Source organism: Aeromonas sp. EERV15 (genome assembly GCF_900079845.1).
GTDB lineage: Bacteria > Pseudomonadota > Gammaproteobacteria > Enterobacterales > Aeromonadaceae > Aeromonas > Aeromonas sobria.
In genome coordinates, this window is sequence record NZ_FKKY02000008.1 from 105,962 (window position 1) to 120,718 (window position 14,757).

The window sequence follows — 14,757 nt, forward strand, 5'->3', positions numbered from 1 at the left end:
CATCAATGACCAAGCCGTGGCACGGCACGTCTGTTACTCGAGCGTGATGGGGCCGGTATTCTGAACATCGCTGTCATTCCAGTCGCTCTCATCGCGAGTGCGCGGATCCCCCTGCAAGGTGTAGAGGATGGTGCCCTGACGAAACTGCAGCGCGCCATCTGCCCGCTTGGCCTTCACCTTGACTCCGTTAACCCACACCTGCTCCTTGCCATCGATCTGAATATTGGCCACCGTGGCACCGCTCTCGCTATTTTTGGCGGTCCACTTGCCCTGATAGGGAGAGTCCCCCTTGGCCATCGGCAGCGCAGCCTCCTTGCCCGCCGACCAAGCGCTGACCGTACAGATGCCGTTGGCCCGCTTGTCATGCTTGATGGCGTAATCAACGCTGGGTTCGCTGTTGGCCGATGCAGAGGTAATGCCGATCATGATCTTGCCGCTCTGGGCGCTATAGGCGGTTGGCGCATCGGTTTTCAGGGTGGCCTTTTTACCATTGATAAAGACATTGCCCCCTTGCGCCTTGACCTGAATATTCATCGGGCAGCTGGCGGTAAAGTTGGGAACGGCCGCGGCGGCACTACCGGCATAAGCGGCGATGGCCAGCGTGATAACAGTCAACAGAGCAGATTTTTTGTGCATCTTGATACGCCTTCAAAAATTGTGGTGCAAGCCAAAAAATAGTGGTTCAAGCAACGTGGGGTTCATCCGTGAGAGGTGTCGTCCTGATGGCACCTAATCTAGTCCAGCGGTTCAGGGGGACCCAGTTAAAAAAAATAAAACCCGCGCCAGCAAGTTATGAAAAAATATAAATGCTTAAAATCATGATGTTACCGTCACTGATGGCATTTTTTTCAACGCCTAGGCCACTCCTCTTTGCCCGCAATGGGGCATCAAAAAAGCCGATAACCCGGTTATCGGCTTTGGCCTGCACAGCTGGCGGCAGGATATCAGACCACCACGGCTGTGCCGCTGATGCTGACCATCAGCATACTGCCGTTTTGCCCCACCACCTCGTAGTCGATATCGATGCCGACCACCGCAGTGGCACCGAGGACGGCGGCACGCTCTTTCAACTCGTCAAAGGCGATCTCGCGGGCACGAGCCAGCTCTTTTTCGTAGGCGCCGGAGCGGCCACCGATGATGTCGCGGATCCCGGCAAAGAGATCCTTGAAGATATTGGCGCCGAGAATGGCTTCGCCTACCACTATGCCGCGGTATTCACGAATGGTTTTGCCTTCCAGCGTGGGGGTGGTCGAGAGGATCATCTTGAACTCCTGTGAGTAACAGAGCTTTCAGACTACCGCAACGGTTGGCAAATCCCAACCCGCCAACCATGGCCACCGACAAACATTGGCGACCACGAGACCCTGACCATATGGCCGCTGGTCATGGTCATGGTCATGGTCATGGTCAAGTTCCATCGGCTCATGCCACCTACTCAAGGGTTTCGTGACGGGCCAGAAAGCCATCGCAGATGGCTCACCATTTTCCTTATCAGATAATGTATTTCCCGACCTGAAACACCCGCTGATAAAAGCAGGCATCGCTATGATGGATGCCTTTTTCAGGCAGGCGGAATAATATTTTTTGCACTGCATCACATCAACCATGAAGCTTCACTTAATTATCAAACACAAGATATTTAATGGTTGTCTGTTTATAAGAAAACAGGCCACTTGTTTTCAGGTTTGATAATGCACAGCGATGGATGAATATCCGCCGACAGTGCGCCATAACCACGGTGCCATGACCAGGGTACCGACGGTGTCCAGGCCACCATCTTGCCCTACCAGCCACGATTTTACCGGCTCCCCGCCGCCCTCGGATAACCACCAGTTATATTCGCTATAAGGCGACAACTTACCCCGAACTGCATAGAGTAAAACGGTTGAAAGCTTATTGTGTTTAATTTCCCGATGGGATAGCCCACCGCCGTAACAATATATGCACAGTAGATTGCTATTTCGGTGTCTGCTTCGGTGTCTGCGCTGATTCGGAATAACGGTAACAGCACATTATTTATCTGCTTTCATACAGCATTTTTGTGTACTAAATCACATCAAATTAGGAGTGGGAGCCAATAATGGCCATTCATTTAAACAAAATAGCAATGAGCCTTGCATTAATGGCCACTGCTGGTAGTGCCACCGCAGCCGCCAAACCCAACATTCTTGCCATCATGGGTGATGACATCGGCTACTGGAACATCAGCGCCTACAACCAGGGCATGATGGGCTACCAGACCCCTAACCTGGAACGTATCGCCAATGAAGGCGCGATCTTTACCGATCACTACGGTCAGCAGTCCTGTACCGCCGGTCGTGCCGCCTTTATCACCGGTGAAGAGCCTTTCCGTACCGGCCTGCTGACCATCGGCATGCCTGGCTCTACCCACGGTATTCCAGAATGGACTCCCACCATTGGTGATCTGCTCAAAGAGCAGGGTTACATGACAGGTCAGTTCGGCAAGAACCACCTGGGTGACCGTGACCAGCATCTGCCGACCAAGCACGGCTTTGACGAGTTCTTCGGTAACCTCTACCACCTGAACGCGGAAGAAGAGCCGGAAACTTACTACTACCCGAAAGATCCGGAGTTCAAGAAGAAGTTCGGCCCGCGCGGCGTAATCAAGTCTTCTGCTGACGGCAAGATTGAAGATACCGGCCCCATGACCCGCAAGCGCATGGAGCACGCTGACGAGGAGTTCCTCGAATCCTCACTGGCCTTTATGGAGAAAGCGGTCAAGGCCAAGAAGCCTTTCTTCATCTGGCACAACGCCACCCGTATGCACGTCTGGACTCGCCTGCAAGAGAAGTATCAGGGCAAATCCGGTATCAGCATCTATGCCGATGGCATGCTGGAGCACGATGACCACGTAGGTATCCTGCTCAACAAGCTGGACGAGCTGGGTGTCGCCAACAACACTATCGTTATCTATACCACCGACAACGGCGCCGAGACCGGCAGCTGGCCGGATGGCGGTACCACTCCGTTCTACGGCGAGAAGGGCACCACCTGGGAAGGCGGTACTCGCGTACCTCAGCTGGTTCGCTGGCCGGGCGTGATCAAGCCGGGCACCAAGGTCAACGCCATGATGGCGCACCAGGACTGGATGCCGACTCTGCTGGCCGCCGCCGGTGTACCGGATGTGAAAGAGCAGCTGGCCAAAGGCTACAAGGCTAACGGCAAAGAGTGGCGTGTACACCTGGATGGCTACAACTTCATGCCGTACCTGTCAGGCAAGACTGACACTGCACCCCGTAACTCCATGCTCTACTTCTCTGCCAACGGCGAGCTGAACGCTGTGCGCTGGAATGATTTCAAGCTGAACTTCGCGACCATGCAGGGCAACATCACCGATGCCACCCGCGTGATCCCGAACTGGCCGCAAATCATCAACCTGCGCGCCGACCCGTTCGAGAAAGCACCGCACGAGTCAGGTCTGTACATGCGCTGGATGGCTGACAACATGTGGCTGTTCGTACCGGTACAAGGCATCCTGAAAGGGTTCTTCGATACCCTGCCAGGTTACCCGATGCAGCAGAGTTTCCAGATGAACCCAGCCAACATCAGCTCCCAGAGCCTGATGCTGCAGGGCAAGCTCGCCGAGCTGGAAGCACTGAAGCAGAAAGTCGCCACCATCAAGTAAGACGGTGACTCCAACGCCCATCACTCTCTGGTGGGCGTTTTCAATTTCCACATGGCTCGTCCCGAACCCTGTGAAAATTGAAAACCCGTTGACTCGTCTGTCAAACATCTCTCATCGCCTCGTTATCTGCACTGGAAATCCCTATGAACCCCTTGCAACAACAGATCTCTCAACTCATCGAACAGGTTGGTCAAAGCGTGGTCGGCCAGTCCCATGTGATCCGCGCCCTGGTGATTGGTCTGCTGACCAATAGTCATGTGCTCCTTGAAGGCTTGCCCGGTACCGCCAAGACCCGCTCGGTCAAGGCGCTGGCCCAGGCGCTCAATGCCAGCTTCGGCCGCATTCAGTTCACTCCCGATCTGCTCCCCTCCGATGTGACCGGCACCGAGATGTATCAGGAGCATGAAGGTGCCCACCAGCTGCGCTTCCAGCCCGGCCCCATCTTTAACAGCATTGTACTGGCTGATGAGGTGAACCGCGCCCCGGCCAAGGTGCAAGCAGCCCTGCTGGAAGCGATGGCCGAAGGCACTGTCACCGTCGGTGACAAGAGCCATCGCCTGCCCGAACTCTTTATGGTGCTGGCCACCCAGAACCCCGTCGAGCAGGAGGGCACCTACCCGCTGCCGGAAGCCCAGATGGACCGTTTTGCCCTCAAGGTCTCGGTCGCCTACCCCGATGATGAGGCCGAGCTGGCCATCATTCGGCTGGTGCGCGCCGAAGAGAGTGGCAACCGCCAGCAAGGCGACCATTTCGCCCCGCTCTCCCCTGAGCTGATTTTGCAGGCAAGAGCAGAGCTCTCGGCCATGACGGTATCACCGCTGGTGGAGCACTACATCATCGGCTTGGTGATGGCAACCCGCCATCCCGACCGTTACCCGGACACAGGGCTGCCCCAGTGGATTGCGGTCGGTGCCAGCCCCCGCGCCTCTATCTCGCTCGATAAATGTGCCCGCGCCTACGCCTGGCTGCAGGGCCGCAACCATGTGCTGCCGGATGATGTGCGGGCCATGGTGCCCAGCGTGCTGGGTCACCGCTTTACCCTCAGTTACGACGCACTGGCAGACGGGGTGGATCACCAGCAGGTGGTGATGGCGCTGCTCGATCACGTTGTCATCGGGTAAGCCATCCTATGGATCACCGTACCTTGCCCCATGGCGCAACGCCCCCCCAGCCAGATCCACGGATCCACTGTGACTACTTGCGACTGGTCCGGCTACAGAGTCTGGTCGGGCAGTTTTCCCTGCTGCCTCGGCGCAACAGCGGCAGCGTGTTGTGCGGTCGCCATCAATCCCGTTTTCGTGGCCGTGGTCTCAACTTCGAGGAGCTGCGTCACTACCAGCAAGGGGACGATATCCGGACCCTGGACTGGAAGGTGACCCTGCGCACCGGCCGACCCCATGTCCGTAGCTACAGCGAAGAGAAAGATCGCCATGTGATCCTCTGCGTTGATCAGCGCAGCAGCATGTTCTTCTCCTCGGTCGAGGTGATGAAGTCAGTGGTGGCCGCTGAAGTGGCGGCGCTGCTCGGCTGGCAGGTGCTTAAAGAGAACGATCGGGTCGGGCTTGCCATCATGCGCAGTGACGGCGTGGAGTGGATGCGAGCACAGCGCTCTCGCGGCCACTGGCTGGCCCGCTTGCGCCAGCTCTGTGCGGCCAACCACGCCCTCTCGGTCAGCAGCCACGACCACGAGGCGACCGGATTGGCGCCGTTGCTGGCCATGCTGGGCCGCCTCAAGCTCAAAAATGCCACCTTGATCTTTTTGAGCGACTGGGCGGGCGTCACCGAGGCCGATCTGACCCGCCTCGGCTATTTGCAGCAGCATAACGACGTGCTGGCCCTGCACATCGCCGATCCCCTTGAATCAACCCTGTCTGGCACCGCCTCTGACGCCAGCTGGGTGGTCGGCAATGGTCAATACCAGCTCAATATCGCCCCTCATCAACTGCCCCTGCTGGATCAGGGTCTGGCGTGCCAACAGCAGCTCAAAAAAGATCAGTTGCTGCGGCTGATGGCCATCAAAGGATTGCCCCTTATCACCCTCGACACCCGTGGCCACCACCTCGCCCATCTCACCACCGCATTGGGAGGAAATCATCGATGATCCACAAGTTGCCCGGCACCTATATGCTGCGTGAACTGCAGGATGTGACTGTCCTGCCAGCCATCAGTTGGCAACCACAAACCGCTGGCTGGGTACTGCTGGCCATGATCCTCGGGTCACTGGCATTGCTCTGGATCTATCACAGGGTGCAACTGTGGTGGCAACAGCGCTACCGCCGTGAGGCGCTGGCCGCCCTGCACACCCTCAACTGGTCCCATGCGGGCACCAGCCTGACACTGTTTCACATCATCAAAGAGGTGTTGACCCATCTCTCACCCGGCTACGCCAAGCTGTTCGGCACCCCCCTGCTGCAGACCCTCGACAGCGCCATGCCTGATCGCCAAACCCGCTTCGCCACCGAACTGGGTGAGCGCTGGCTGGTCTCGCTGGTGTGTGATCAGGTGGTGCTGAGTGTCGGCGATCAGCTCTGTCTGGTCTCCCTGTGCAGCGACTGGCTGCAACATCATCAAGCGCCATGCCCCAGCACTGCGCTGACGGTGGAAGCTCGTCATGCTTGATGCCGGTCTCGAGTTTGCCCACCCCCACTGCTTCTGGCTGCTGCCCCTGCCCTTGCTGGTGTTTCGCCTCATTCCGGCCTATCGCACCCGGCAAAGTGCCATCAAGGTGCCCTTCTTCGATCTGCTGGTCTCCCTGCTGGACGAACCGCCGCAAGAGGGGGCAACCCAGCTCACCGCCAGCTGGTGGCAACGGATCGCGCTGCTGCTGGTCTGGCTGATGGCGGTAGTGGCGCTGGCCAAACCGACCATCTATGGACCGCCTCAGGTACGGGAGCGGTTCGGGCGGGATGTGATGATAGTGCTGGATCTCTCCGGCTCCATGGCCGAAACCGACTTCTCCCCCGATCCCGGCAAGCCTATCAATCGGCTGGAGGCGGCCAAAGGGGTACTGACCCAATTTGCCGCCAAGCGCCAAGGTGATCGGCTGGGGCTCATTCTGTTTGGTGATGCCGCCTTTATTCAGGCACCGTTTACCGCCGATCTCGACACCTGGCAGACCCTGCTGCAAGAGACCGATGTGGCCATGGCGGGCCAGAGCACCCATCTGGGGGATGCCATCGGGCTGGCTATCAAGGTGTTCAACCAAAGTGATCGCACTGAGCCGAATGTCCAGACGGCCAGCAAACGGGAGAAAGTCGCCATCATTCTCACCGATGGCAACGACACCGGCAGTTTCGTCAGCCCCCGCGATGCGGCCCGGGTAGCTGCGGTCAACGGGGTGCGGCTGCACACCATCGCCATGGGGGATCCGGCGACCGTTGGCGAACAGGCGCTCGATCTCGATACCCTGCAGCAACTGACAACCCTGACCGGCGGCCAGCTGTTTCAAGCCCTCGACCAGGCCGCGCTGGCGCAGGCCTATCAGGTGATCGATACCCTGGAACCGCAACGTTACGAGAGCACCCATTTTCAGACCCGCGAAAGCCTGCACCACTACCTGATTGCCGCCAGCGTCGGCCTCTATCTCGGTCTCTTTTCCCTGTTGACCCTCAGGCGCTACCGCCTGCGCCCTGCTCGCCAAGGAGACACCCCATGATTGATACCCTGTTCTGGCAACAGATCTGGTTAAATGCCCACTTTCTGCGCCCCTGGTGGCTGCTTGCCTTTATCCCCCTTGCTGCCATCATCCTGCTGCGCTGGCGCATGGACGACGCGAAAAACTGGCAACAGCGACTGCCATCTCATCTGCGCAAGGCATTGACCCTGGGGGAAGAGGGCTGGAAAAAGAACCTGCCCCTCAAGGCGCTGGCACTGATCATGGGGCTTGCCATCCTGATCTGCGCCGGCCCGACCTGGAGCCGCGAGCCCTCCCCCTTTGGTGAAGATCAGGGCGCACTGCTGATCCTGCTCGATAACAGTGATTCCATGCTGGAAGAGGATATCGCCCCCAACCGGCTGACCCGCGCCAAACAGAAGATCGGTGATCTGCTGGCCACCCGCAGTGGCGGACGCACCAGTCTGGTGGTGTTTGCCGGCTCGGCCCATACCGCCATGCCGCTGACCCGCGACAATACGGTGTTCACCCCGTTTCTCGCTGCCATCAGCCCCGCGATCATGCCCAAAGCGGGCAAGCACACCGAGCAGGTAATCCCGCTGCTCAGCGAACAGCTGGCCAATGAAGCTGGCAGCACCGTCTTGCTGGTCAGTGACGGCATCAGCCCGTCGGCTATTGCCCCACTGGCTGACTATTTCAAGGCGCAATCCCATCAACTGCTGATCCTGGCTGCCGGCGATCCGGCCCTCAGTGGCAAACGCCCGCTGGAGCTGGCCTCACTGCGGCGACTGGCGAGCGACAGCAACGCCACCCTGCTTACCATGACGGTGGATAATGACGATGTAGCGAGCATCAACCGGGCGATTGCTCGCCACTTCTTGATCCACAGTGACTCCCTGATGCCCTGGCATGACATCGGCTACAACTTGCTGTTTCCGGTTGTGGCCCTGTTGCTGCTGTGGTTTCGCAAAGGGTGGCTGGTGCAGTGGGGTCTGGTGGCGGCAGTCAGCTTTTCCTTGCTACAAGCGGCACCGGCGCACGCCACCACCTTTTCGCTGGCCCCCGCAGAGCCCACCGAGCCTGCGACCAATCACTGGGTAGAGGAGCTGAAACAGCAGTGGCTCGATCTCTGGCTCACCCCGGATCAGCAAGGGCAGTGGTACTTCCAGCGCGGCGACTATCTCGATGCGGCCAAACGCTATGAAGATCCCCTCTACAAGGGGGTGGCCTACTACTATGGCGCCGAATTTGCGCTGGCCCAGTCGGCCTTTTTACAAGCCGATACCGAACAAGCGTTGCTCTATGCGGGCAATGCCCTTGCCAGACAACGGGAGTATCTGGCGGCCCGCCGGCTGTTCCAGCAACTGGCTGACGAAGCCAATGACCCCACGGTGCGTCAATCAGCCGCCCACAACTATCAGGTGATGAGGGGGATCGTCGATGAGATCAACCGCGCCAGCCAGAGCCAGACCGGGACACTGGACGGGCCTGACCACTCCCGTGAGTTGCCCGAAAATGAACCACGCACCGCCGAAGGGGCAGAGGAGAAAGTCGCCGCCGCCCTGATGGAGCGCGAGACCCTGACCGCGGACCAGATCCTGGCCAATCCTGCCCAGGCCGAAAAATGGCTGCGCCGGGTCGAATCCGACCCCGCTGATTTTCTGCAAGCCAAATTCCGCCTGCAGTTACACACGCGGCAGACTCAGGCGCTCTCACGCCCTCATCCCGCAGCCACCACCGAGGAGCCTGCCCATGTGCAACAGGCGCAATAACATTTGCCGCTGGCTGCTCGCCACGACCACAGTGCTGAGCACCCTGCTGCTGGCCCCGGTTACCCTGGGGGCAGAGGCGCAACCTGCGACCCAGATCACCCTGAAAAGCTGGCTGAAAGATCAGCCAGCGGAACATGGCCCTTATGCAGTCAACCAGCAGATCACCCTCTATCTGGAACTGGCCACCAACCGCTGGTTTACCGCCGGTACCCGCATCAGCCAGTTCGAACTGCCGGGGGTGATGGTCAAGCAGCGCAGTGAGATGGCCACCAACTTCACCCAGCGCCAAGACGGGGAGACCTGGTCGCACCAGCGCTGGGAGTTGAGCCTCTATCCCCAGCAATCGGGCCAGTTCGAGATCCCCGCGATTGCGGTACGCGCTACGGTTGCGCGCCCCGAAGGGGGCTCCCGGCAGATCACCCTCACCACCCGGCCCCAGCGTTTTGCGGCCGCCCTGCCCGACCCTGCCTTGACGGTCGGGGGGCGCTGGTTAAGCGCCAGCAAGCTCACTCTGAACCAGACATGGCGCAGCTCCGGCGACAACAGGGCCGAGGATGACAAGGGTAGTGACGCGGGCGAACTGCGGGTGGGGGATGCCATCACCCGCACCGTCACCGCCAGCGGGCAAGATACCCTCTCGGTACTGATCCCGGCGCTGATCCCGACGCTCGAGAACACTGGCCTGCAGGCCTATCCGGCGCAGCCTCGCCTGAGCGACACCCAGGAGCGGGGGGAGTATCTCTCAGCACGGGAAGATCAGACCACCTACATAGTGCAGCAAGGGGGGGAGTTGACCCTGCCCCCACTGGAGCTGAGATGGTGGAACAGCCAGCTCGGCCAACTGGAAACCCTGACCCTCCCCGGGCAAACCTTGCGGGTACACCACACTCCCGCCTCCTGGCTGGCGGCCTATTGGCCCTGGCTGGTCGGGGTGGCAAGCGGCTTGGCTTTGCTGGCACTGACACGCTTGGCCATCGCCCGTTACTACCGCCACCACCCACGCCCGCTCAGCTGGCAATACGGCACCGCCATCTGGCGCAAACAGTGGGGAACGGTGCGGGTATTGGCCTATCGCTATCTACGGGCCCGACGCGGAGCGCTGGAGCTGGCCAGTGTCAGCGGTGATCCGGCGTGGCAGCGGCAACAGGCGGCCTTTCAGCAAGCAGAGGGCGACCGCCCGCAAGCCTTCAAGATGGGATGGGCACTGGCGAAGCGGTTGTCATTGCCGACCGGTGATGGCATTGCCCGGCTGTGTCGCACCGTTGGCTGGCGACCCGCCTTGCCGGGGCTGACAACCAGGGTGGACAAATCGGCTACTACCGGCCTCCCAGCCAGCGACAAGGAGAGATAAGCCACCACCCGGCCCCTGGATGGTTGTACCTGCAGACGCACTTCATTACACTGCCGAGACTGGACACCGGCCTGCTGCCGCGCCAATGCACTGGCGCGGCAGCATTTCTTTCCCTTGCTACCAAGCAATCATGGCGGCCGCGTGATCTACTTCACGAACATGTAACGAGGCCCCCTTTGCTTGACATCAGAAGTACCGAGCTGAATCTCATCCCGATCTTTGTCGCCATCTATGAAGAGCGCAGCCTCTCCCGCGCGGCAACACGCATGGAGATCAGCCAACCTGCCGTTAGCAAAGCCCTCAAGCGACTGCGGGAGATCTACGATGATCCCCTGTTTCACCGCAAGGTGGCGGGGATGGAACCCACCTCGTTTGCCATCGACATCTACCCGGCGATGGCCGCTGCCCTGAAGAACTTCAGCTCGACCCTGTCAACCTCGCGCACCTTTAATCCAAAGACCTCACAACGGGTCTTCTCCATCGCCTGCATCACCCTGGTCAGTGCCAACCTGATCCCGGCCTTACTCTGCAAGATCAAAGCGCAGGCACCGGGTATTGCGCTGGAAGTGCACCCACTGTTTACCGAAGACATGGAAAGCGATCTGCGCATGCAGCGTTATGATCTCATCATCGACATGACGCCGAACGGGCGCAGCATGCTCAAGAGCGAGGTGCTCTATGCCGAGCAAGTCAAGGTGGTATGTGCCAGCGGGCACCCGCGACTGGGCACGACCCTGGCTGTAGAGGAGTATTTTTCCGAGGAGCATGTGGCGCTGGCCCAGTGGCAGGTCAGAGGCAGCATGATCACCGCCGAACACCTGCCACAAATGGCCAATCGCAATATCGTGGTGCGGGTACCCACCGCCATGGAGATGCTGCCGATCATCGCGCGCAGCGAGATCATCGGGGTATTACCCCACTCCACCATAGATACCTTTAGCAATATGTATGATGTGCGAGCGCTGCCCTTCCCCTTTGCGGAGTCAGTGTTCAGCCTCTCGGCCATCTGGCACCCGAGCAGAAGTGCCGAAGCGGGGCACCGCTGGTTACGCCAGCAGCTGTTTGAGGTGATCAACGAGCTGGGGCTGATCACCGCCCAAGCGGCGCAATGACTCCGCCTTAGCGGGCATCACGCACCAGACGCAATCCCATATCTGCCATCATCACCGACTGGCTGGCAAAATCACGCCGGTAGTTTTCCGACAGTTCCGCCTCGTAGGAGTAACTGCCGCCCCGCACTGATTTGTGGGCCAGGTGGATCTTGCTCTGCTGGGCATTGTTCGGGTTATCTTGCGGGCTGTGACGGTAGAAGGTCTCTTCATAGGCATCGGACACAAACTCCCCCACATTGCCGGTCATGTCATAGAGCCCCAGCTCATTGGGCTTTTTCTGCCCCACCGGATAAGCGCGATTCTTGGCATTGTCGCTGTACCAGGCAACCTCATCAATATCATTGGACCCGCTATAGCGATAACCCTGGCTAAGTTTGCCCCCCTTGGCGGCATACTCCCACTCCGCTTCGGTCGGCAGCCGGTAATGACCACCGGTCAGCTCGTTGAGCTTTGCCACAAACAGGTTGGCCTGCTGCCAGCTCAAGTTGTTTACCGGCACACTGGGTGCCTGGAAATAGCTGATCGAGGGCCCCATTACGGCTTCGAACAACGCCTGTGTCATCTCGAACTTCGCCATGTAGAAACTGTTGACCGATACCGTATGAACCGGCCCCTCGCTCGATTTGGCGGCGGGCTCCTCAGAGCCCATCTCGAAGCGCCCCCCCTCCACCAGCACCATGTCCGCTTCAATTTTTTGTTGCAACGGATGGATAGGTTTATTGGCCCGGGTTACCCAGAAAGTGCAGCCTGCCACCAGCACTGTGGTGGCCAGCAGCGGGAGTGCGAATTTGAATGCGCTATTTTTCATCATCTGACCTGTGCAGTAAAAAGGAGTGCCGCCGTTATTGGCCAGCAGAAACAGGGGATGCGCCAACCTTGCTCACCCGCTTGCCATTGAGTTCAGCCAGCACCTCGGGGGGCGCTATCTTGCCAAGCTCAGTCATACAAGCGTCGCTTTTGGGGTGAGCGTGGCGCAGATAGATATCGCACACCGCATAGAGCTGCTCCGGTGCGCCGGAAATTCGATAGGCCAGCTCGAACGAACCGATGGCTTTATCGAGATCCAGCGGCTCTTGCAGCACCCCGTTGAGATACCAGAAGTAACTGTTATTGCTGGCCAGCTCTGCCGCCTGCTCCATGGTCGCCGCAGCCGCTGTTTTATCGCCAAGCCGGACTTGGGTCAGCGCTTTGGCATAATACAGGCTGGCATTTTCCGGCACCGCGTTGATCCCTTTATCGAGCAGGGCCAGCGCGTTCGCATCCTGCTGCTGGGCCCGCAGGTTGTCGGCAAGGCCGAGCCAGAGCTGGGGATTATTCGGCTGGGTGGCAAGCAGCTGCTCGTAACCTGCCTGTGCCTTGGCCCACTGTCGGGTCCAGCGCAACAGGTCAGCGTGCAACTGCTGCAGCGCCGGATCTTGCTGCCGGGCCAGATAACCGCTCACTTCCGCCAGCGGCTGACGAATGGCGCTCAGTTGTCCCTCATCCATGGCGCCATAATCGCGCGCCAGATTGAGGGTGGCCGCACGACGCACCTCGGCACTGCTGTCTGCCAGCAACGGCGAGAGCAGCCGCCAGCGGTGGGTAAACTGATAGGGATCTGCCGCAATCACCGCCGCCTCGCGCACCAGCGCACTCTCGTCACGCAGGCTTCTGGCCACCGCCACCAGACTGTTCTGGTTCGGATAAGCCGCCAGCTGGCGCAGGGCATCGGCCCGCACTGTCTCGGGTTGGGACAGATCCTGGGCGCTGTAAGCCCACTGCTGGATCTGGGTCGCTGACGGCGCACTGACGGCAGCCGGCGCAGTGACTGCCGCACTCTGCGGCTCCGGGGTTGCCGGTCCGCTCGTCGATACCGCCAGTGCGGCGCAGGAAGAGACCAACCCCAGGGTCAGCCACAAGGTGCGAACGCTACCAGCAAGTCGCTGCCGACCAGCTATGTTGCTCAACATGCTCATTGTTTTATTTCCCCTGCACACTGTTTATCACCGCATCACGGAATTTACCGTGGGCCACCGGATAACCGGCCCGGCGCAGGATGAAGGCCATCGACTGATCGATGTGGCTGAAAAACTTGTGCCAGCCGGCGCAGAGGTAGTTCAAACCGGTTTCTCCCTCATGGGTGCGGATAAAGCGATTCTTCGGGCACTCGCCATAGCAGGCAAACTGGTAGTCACACTGCTGACACTGACGGGTCAAGGTACGTGACTTGGCAAAACCGAATGCTTGCTGAGCCGGTGAATAGGCCAGTTCGTTCAGCGGCTGATGGTGGATATTGCCGATCTGGTACTTGGGATAGACATAGTGGTCACAGGCGAACACATCGCCGTTAGGCTCCATCGCCAGCCCCTTGCCGCAGATCTCCCCCAGGGTGCAGAGCGGGTTCTTGCGTCCCATCCAGGTCTCGACACTGGCTTCGAAATACTGCACAAACACCCGGCCCAGATCCCGCTCTGCCCACTCGTTGAAAATGGTGATGAGAAAATCCCCCCACCCTTCGGCAGAGACACACCAGGGTTCGACCACCGAGTTTTTGTGCCAGGGGTTGAGGCGCTTGTCCCCCTGCTTGAGTTGCTCCTGCGGCTGCCAGGTCTGGGGCGCCGTGGTGCGAAAACTCTTTTGTTCGACAATGGGGATGAACTGCATCTGGGGCGACTTCACCTCGTCACGCAGGAAGCGATAGACCTCCAGCGCATTCTTGCTGGTGAGGTTGTTGACGCAGGTCAGAGTGGCAAACTTCACCTTGTATTTGTGCAGCAGCGCCACCGCCGCCATCACCTGGCGGAAGGTACCACGCCCGGCACGGTTGACCCGGTAAGTGTTGTGCAGCAGCTCGGGCCCATCGATGCTCAGACCGATGAGGAAGTTGTTGGCTGCTAGAAATTCACACCACTCGTCATTGAGCAAAATGCCATTGGTCTGCAGATCGTTGGCAATCACCACCCCTTGCGGCTGATATTTGCGCTGCAGTTCGACCACCTTGCGAAAATAGTCGAGCCCGAGCAGGGTTGGCTCGCCACCCTGCCAGGAGAAGATGATCTCGGGGGTATTCTGCCCCTCGATATATTGGCGGATATAGGTTTCAAGGGTCTGCTCATCCATCTCGGGGGAGCAGCCCTTTTTGTACTCCAGCAGCTCTTGCTTGCTGAGGTAGTAACAGTAGGTGCAGTCGATGTTACACACGGCCCCGATCGGTTTAGCCATCACATGCATCCGCTTGGATGCCTTGCCGTTGAACTGTGGACCCGGAGTAATCACCATAAACG

General features: G+C 59.3%; 13 protein-coding genes. 8 read left to right on the forward strand and 5 right to left on the reverse strand.

The annotated features are described in order from the left end of the window. Positions 1-33 precede the first annotated feature (33 nt). Together BN4575_RS08840 and BN4575_RS08845 are read right to left on the reverse strand one after the other, a co-directional pair. Positions 34-636, reverse strand: coding sequence for a hypothetical protein (locus BN4575_RS08840; RefSeq protein ID WP_068977916.1), 603 nt, complete (start codon positions 634-636; stop codon positions 34-36). Positions 637-944: 308 nt separating this feature from the next. Then, complete coding sequence (locus BN4575_RS08845) at positions 945-1,262, reverse strand: heavy metal-binding domain-containing protein (protein ID WP_068977917.1); 318 nt, start codon at positions 1,260-1,262, stop codon at positions 945-947. An 845-nt stretch (positions 1,263-2,107) separates the two neighbouring features. Here BN4575_RS08845 and BN4575_RS08855 point away from each other — a divergent pair. The 8 genes from BN4575_RS08855 to BN4575_RS08890 all read left to right on the forward strand — a co-directional run bounded on the left by BN4575_RS08855 (position 2,108) and on the right by BN4575_RS08890 (position 11,494). Next, positions 2,108-3,646, forward strand: a complete 1,539-nt coding sequence (locus tag BN4575_RS08855) for an arylsulfatase (RefSeq protein ID WP_256028929.1) — start codon at positions 2,108-2,110, stop codon at positions 3,644-3,646. 143 nt (positions 3,647-3,789) lie between these two features. Next, positions 3,790-4,767 (forward strand): AAA family ATPase, encoded by a 978-nt coding sequence (locus BN4575_RS08860; RefSeq protein ID WP_068977920.1) that lies wholly within the window; start codon positions 3,790-3,792, stop codon positions 4,765-4,767. Positions 4,768-4,775: 8 nt separating this feature from the next. Further along, positions 4,776-5,747 carry a DUF58 domain-containing protein gene (locus tag BN4575_RS08865; RefSeq protein ID WP_042019159.1) on the forward strand — a complete coding sequence of 324 codons (972 nt, stop codon included), beginning with the start codon at positions 4,776-4,778 and terminating at the stop codon, positions 5,745-5,747. Next, complete coding sequence (locus tag BN4575_RS08870; RefSeq protein WP_068977921.1) at positions 5,744-6,265, forward strand: DUF4381 domain-containing protein; 522 nt, start codon at positions 5,744-5,746, stop codon at positions 6,263-6,265. Before BN4575_RS08865 ends, BN4575_RS08870 begins: the two co-directional genes overlap by 4 nt. Further along, positions 6,258-7,301 carry a vWA domain-containing protein gene (locus BN4575_RS08875; RefSeq protein WP_068977922.1) on the forward strand — a complete coding sequence of 348 codons (1,044 nt, stop codon included), beginning with the start codon at positions 6,258-6,260 and terminating at the stop codon, positions 7,299-7,301. The genes BN4575_RS08870 and BN4575_RS08875 overlap by 8 nt, the downstream gene beginning before the upstream one ends. Next, on the forward strand, positions 7,298-9,031 hold the full coding sequence (locus BN4575_RS08880) for a VWA domain-containing protein (RefSeq protein ID WP_068977923.1): 1,734 nt from the start codon (positions 7,298-7,300) through the stop codon (positions 9,029-9,031). The genes BN4575_RS08875 and BN4575_RS08880 overlap by 4 nt, the downstream gene beginning before the upstream one ends. Then, positions 9,012-10,382, forward strand: a complete 1,371-nt coding sequence (locus BN4575_RS08885) for a BatD family protein (protein ID WP_068977924.1) — start codon at positions 9,012-9,014, stop codon at positions 10,380-10,382. Before BN4575_RS08880 ends, BN4575_RS08885 begins: the two co-directional genes overlap by 20 nt. A 176-nt stretch (positions 10,383-10,558) precedes the next feature. Further along, a complete protein-coding gene (locus tag BN4575_RS08890) occupies positions 10,559-11,494 on the forward strand; it encodes a LysR family transcriptional regulator (RefSeq protein ID WP_083221019.1) in 936 nt (311 codons plus the stop codon). Between the two features lie 7 nt (positions 11,495-11,501). Here BN4575_RS08890 and BN4575_RS08895 read toward each other — a convergent pair whose 3' ends face one another. Genes BN4575_RS08895 through BN4575_RS08905 form a run of 3 tightly spaced genes read right to left on the reverse strand, consistent with a single transcriptional unit; the run spans position 11,502 to position 14,752 of the window. Next, positions 11,502-12,368, reverse strand: a complete 867-nt coding sequence (locus tag BN4575_RS08895) for a formylglycine-generating enzyme family protein (protein ID WP_256028930.1) — start codon at positions 12,366-12,368, stop codon at positions 11,502-11,504. Further along, positions 12,337-13,449: a hypothetical protein gene (locus tag BN4575_RS08900; RefSeq protein WP_083221020.1), complete on the reverse strand. Its 1,113-nt coding sequence runs from the start codon at positions 13,447-13,449 to the stop codon at positions 12,337-12,339. Before BN4575_RS08900 ends, BN4575_RS08895 begins: the two co-directional genes overlap by 32 nt. A 4-nt stretch (positions 13,450-13,453) precedes the next feature. Next, complete coding sequence (locus tag BN4575_RS08905) at positions 13,454-14,752, reverse strand: anaerobic sulfatase maturase (RefSeq protein ID WP_042019149.1); 1,299 nt, start codon at positions 14,750-14,752, stop codon at positions 13,454-13,456. Positions 14,753-14,757 lie beyond the last annotated feature (5 nt).

What these genes read in the sequence shown, in the direction of transcription:
- BN4575_RS08840 (WP_068977916.1), bottom strand. Translation starts at nt 636, where the DNA reads ATGCACAAAAAATCTGCTCTGTTGACTGTTATCACGCTGGCCATCGCC.
- BN4575_RS08845 (WP_068977917.1), bottom strand. Translation starts at nt 1,262, where the DNA reads ATGATCCTCTCGACCACCCCCACGCTGGAAGGCAAAACCATTCGTGAA.
- BN4575_RS08855 (WP_256028929.1), top strand. Translation starts at nt 2,108, where the DNA reads ATGAGCCTTGCATTAATGGCCACTGCTGGTAGTGCCACCGCAGCCGCC.
- BN4575_RS08860 (WP_068977920.1), top strand. Translation starts at nt 3,790, where the DNA reads ATGAACCCCTTGCAACAACAGATCTCTCAACTCATCGAACAGGTTGGT.
- BN4575_RS08865 (WP_042019159.1), top strand. Translation starts at nt 4,776, where the DNA reads ATGGATCACCGTACCTTGCCCCATGGCGCAACGCCCCCCCAGCCAGAT.
- BN4575_RS08870 (WP_068977921.1), top strand. Translation starts at nt 5,744, where the DNA reads ATGATCCACAAGTTGCCCGGCACCTATATGCTGCGTGAACTGCAGGAT.
- BN4575_RS08875 (WP_068977922.1), top strand. Translation starts at nt 6,258, where the DNA reads ATGCTTGATGCCGGTCTCGAGTTTGCCCACCCCCACTGCTTCTGGCTG.
- BN4575_RS08880 (WP_068977923.1), top strand. Translation starts at nt 7,298, where the DNA reads ATGATTGATACCCTGTTCTGGCAACAGATCTGGTTAAATGCCCACTTT.
- BN4575_RS08885 (WP_068977924.1), top strand. Translation starts at nt 9,012, where the DNA reads ATGTGCAACAGGCGCAATAACATTTGCCGCTGGCTGCTCGCCACGACC.
- BN4575_RS08900 (WP_083221020.1), bottom strand. Translation starts at nt 13,449, where the DNA reads ATGAGCATGTTGAGCAACATAGCTGGTCGGCAGCGACTTGCTGGTAGC.
- BN4575_RS08905 (WP_042019149.1), bottom strand. Translation starts at nt 14,752, where the DNA reads ATGGTGATTACTCCGGGTCCACAGTTCAACGGCAAGGCATCCAAGCGG.